The following is a 4,144-nucleotide window of genomic DNA, read 5'->3' on the forward strand; positions in this document are numbered from 1 at the left end:
ACCTCAGCATCCCGATACTCGTCATCCGCCGACCGTCCCTCGACTACCGACCGACGGAGACCGTCCTCGGTCCCGTGGGACTCCGCAGGGCGCTTGAGCGGCAGGACCCGGACTTCTTCCCCCTCCGCATCGGCTTCACCACCGGCACCACCGCCACCGCAGCCACCACGGCGGCTCTGCTGGCGCTCCTCAATGACGAGACCTACGCCGAAGTACCGGTACGGCTCCTCACCGGTGAGGAGATCTACTTCCCGATCAGCGAGACCCGCATCGAGAGCGATGAGTGCGCCACCGCCACGGCGATCAAGTACTCCGGGGACGACCCCGACGTGACGAGCGGCACCGCCATCCTCTCCACCGTGCGCCTCACCGACAGTCACACCGGCGTCACCTTCCATGGGGGCAAAGGGGTTGGGCGGATCACTCTCCCCGGTATCGGGCTGCCGATCGGCGCCCCCGCCATCAACCCCGGCCCCCGCCAGATGATGACCGAGGCTGTGGGGCGGCTCGTCGACCTCAGTCGGGTCGGCGTCGACATCACCATCACCGTCCCGGAGGGCGAGACACTGGCGCCGCACACCTTCAATCCCCGCCTCGGCGTCGTCGATGGCATCTCGATCCTCGGTACCACCGGCGTGCTTCGCCCCTTCTCCACTGAGGCGTGGGTCGACTCGATCCGTCGGGAGATGGGCGTCTCGCGGTCGGTCTTCGGGGAGCACCTGGTGATCAACTCCGGCGGCAAGAGCGAGAGGTGGCTCCGAGCGCACTTCCCCAACCTCCCGCCCAATGCCTTCGTCCAGTACGGCAACTTCATCGGTCGCTGTCTTGAGATGGCGCGGGCAATGGACTTTGCGCACATCACCCTCGGCATCATGATCGGCAAGGCGGTCAAGCTGGCGGAGGGGCAGCTCGACACCCACAGCAAGAAGTCGGTGATGAGCAAGCCCTTCATCCGCAGCCTCGGGCGGGAGAGCGGTCTCGAAGAGGCGACACTCGACCGCATCGACGGCATCACCATGGCGGGCGAGATCTGGGAGATCCTCCCCGACCACGCGCACCCCTTTTACCACATCCTCCTCGACCGCTGCTACACCGTCTGCAAGCCTCTCGTCCCGGGGATCCGGCTCGACCTGATCCTGATCGACAAGGAGGGCGGACTGATAGAGCGAAATGTGGAGGATAAGAATAAGTGAAACCACGTATGAATAGCTTCCTCATCGGCGCACCCCGCTCAGGCAGCGGGAAGAGCATCGTCACCATGGGACTCCTGCGGGCGCTTGTCCGGCGGGGGCTGCGGGTGCAGTCCTTTAAGTGTGGCCCGGACTACCTCGACCCAAAGCTCCACGCCACAGCGACCGGTCGTCCGTCGATCAATCTCGACACCTTCCTCTACGGTGAGGCCGGGGTGGAGGAGATCTACCGCCGATATGCCGCCGGGGCTGAGGTGACGGTGGCAGAGGGCGTGATGGGACTCTTCGACGGCTACGACCGGGATCGCGGTTCATCCGCCGAGGTGGCGCGCCTGCTCCGCCTGCCGGTGGTGCTGGTGGTGACACCGGGGGCTATGGCATATAGTCTGGCACCCCTGCTCTACGGCTACCGCCACTTCGACCCACGCATCTCGATAGCCGGCGTGATCCTCAATAAGGTCAGCTCCCCCCGGCACCGACACTTCCTCACCGAGGCGGTGGAGGCGGCGGGGCTGCCGGTCCTCGGAGTGCTTCCCAAGTGCGACGCCCTTGTGATCCCCGAGCGCTACCTCGGTCTGCAGACTGAGGAGCGGGACGTCGCCGAGCAATATGCCGAGGCGGCAGCGGATCTGGTGGAGGCGAGCATCGACCTCGACCGCCTGCTGGAGCGGACGGCGTGCGAGGGGATCACCGCCCCACGGGAGTCGGCGGAGCGGAGGGCTGACCTCCGTATCGCTGTTGCCCGTGACGAGGCGTGCAGTTTCGTCTACGAGGAGAGCCTAAGGGTGCTCGCCCGCTTTGGCGAGGTCACATTCTTTAGCCCGCTACGGGATGAGCGTCTGCCGGAGTGCGACTTCCTCTACCTCCCGGGTGGGTACCCAGAGCTATACTTGGAGCAGCTGGCGCACAATCGGTCGATGCTCCGCAGTCTCCGAGAGTACGCCGACAGCGGCCGCCCGCTCCTCGCCGAGTGTGGCGGTATGATGCTCCTCTGCCGGCAGATCATCGACGAGAGTGGCCGGGCGTACGACCTCGCCGGGGTGCTGGACCAGGTTTCGACGATGGAGGGGAAGCGGCTGACGCTCGGGTACCGGAGCTTCACGCTCGACGGCGTGGCGGTGAGGGGTCACGAGTTTCACTACTCTCATATCATCGACCCCCTTCCCTCCTCCCTGCAGCAGTACGATGCTCGTGGAGAGGCGGTGCCTGCGGCTCTCTGGCGGCGGGGGCGGCTACTGGCAAGCTACACCCATCTTGCACTTACGGACAAGCTGGTGGCTCGCCTGATCGGAATGGTAATCAAGTAACACCTTATCTATATGTCACATCACATTCTTCCTCTCCTCGCTGCGGGGCTACTCCTCGGCACCGCCGCCACGGCGCAGACACTGCCGGGAGACTCGATACGGGACTACAGCCTCGACGAATTTGTCGTCACCGGCACCGGAACGCTCCGGCTGATCAAGGATGCCCCGGTGCAGACCGAGGTGATCGATCGGAAGGCGCTCCGGAGCTTTGGCCACGCACCCCTCTCGCAGATCCTCTCGGGGCTGATCCCGTCGATAGACTTCAGTCGGAGCGATATGGGCACCTCGATGCAGATGGGCGGGCTCTCGGGCGGGTATGTTCTGATCCTCGTCGACGGCAAGCGGCTGATGGGCGACCTCGGCGGGCAGGTCAATCTCGATGTCATCGACCCGACGCGGATCGACCGCATCGAGGTGATCCGCGGTGCCTCGTCCGCCCTCTACGGCAGCGACGCCATAGCCGGCGTGATCAACATCATCACCCGCAAGAGCACGCGCGATCTCTCGCTCGTCAATACCACCCGCATCGGCTCCTACGGCTCGGTGATCCAGTCGACCTCCGCGCAGGCGACGATCGGCAGGATCACCTCGCGGACGGACTTTCACCTCAAGCACTCCAGTGGCTGGCAAAACACCACCTACGAGGACCCCAATAGGTACGAGCATCCGGTGACAAACTCCGTCAATAACACCAGCAACCCTTACCTCGACTATACCCTCGGTGAGCGGCTCGACTGGCACCCCTCTAAGCTCCTCTCCGCCTACCTCGAGGGAAGCGTCTACCGCAAGGACATCCATCGCCCTACCGGCATCCCGGACTACAAGACCTACGACTTCCGCTACCGCAACGCCTCCGCCGCCACCGGTCTCCGCTGGCAGCTCCCGGAGGGACACCTGCTCACGGCGGACCTCCTCTACGACCGGCACGCCTACTACTACGTCTACACCGGGCTCACCTGGATCAAGGAGTGGGATGATAAGGGGAAGGAGAATAGCTACCCCTACTACCCCGACGACGTCGCCCTACAGAGCGATCAGCAGAGACTACTCGGGCACCTAAAGGGAGTCCTCGAGCTGCCGGCACACCATCGCCTCAGCACCGGACTGGACCTGCAGTACAATTGGCTCATCGCCCCTTTCCGTCTCGATCGTGATCGGGTACAGGACTATCTCCTCGGGCTCTATCTGCAGGACGAGTGGGATCCCGTCGATCGGCTCAATGTCACCGCCGGCGCACGACTCACCTACCATCCCGCCTTTGGGCTAAAGCTCTCACCGAAGCTCTCCCTCAGGTATAAGGTGGGACCGGTCAATCTCCGCGGGACCTACTCGGAGGGCTTCAAGACGCCCTCCAATAAGCAGCTCCACTACCGCTACGTCCGCCAGATGGGGATGCTGGCACTCTACCTCGGCAACGAGGGGCTGGATGCCCAGTCGAGCCGCTACCTGTCGGGGGACATCGAGTATCGGGAGGGACCCCTCTCCCTCCACGTCACAGGGTATGCCAATTGGCTCCGCAATATGATCACCCTCGTCACCGTGCCGCGCTCTGAGGCGCCGTCGGAGCTGCTCCTCACCTACGACCCGGCGCGCGTGCGGATGTATAAGAATATGGACAGCGCCCGCACACTCGGGGTGGACTTCCAG

General features: G+C 64.3%; 3 protein-coding genes. All 3 read left to right on the forward strand.

The window, feature by feature from the left end:
• A partial coding sequence (cbiD, locus tag Q0F21_RS05945) for a cobalt-precorrin-5B (C(1))-methyltransferase CbiD (RefSeq protein WP_297238270.1) occupies positions 1-1,193 on the forward strand: 1,193 nt, incomplete at its 5' end.
• An 8-nt stretch (positions 1,194-1,201) separates the two neighbouring features.
• Positions 1,202-2,497, forward strand: coding sequence for a cobyrinate a,c-diamide synthase (locus Q0F21_RS05950; protein WP_297238272.1), 1,296 nt, complete (start codon positions 1,202-1,204; stop codon positions 2,495-2,497).
• Between the two features lie 12 nt (positions 2,498-2,509).
• On the forward strand, positions 2,510-4,144 hold a 1,635-nt coding region (locus tag Q0F21_RS05955; RefSeq protein ID WP_297238273.1), incomplete at its 3' end, for a TonB-dependent receptor.

Source organism: uncultured Porphyromonas sp. (assembly GCF_934359325.1).
GTDB lineage: Bacteria > Bacteroidota > Bacteroidia > Bacteroidales > Porphyromonadaceae > Porphyromonas_A.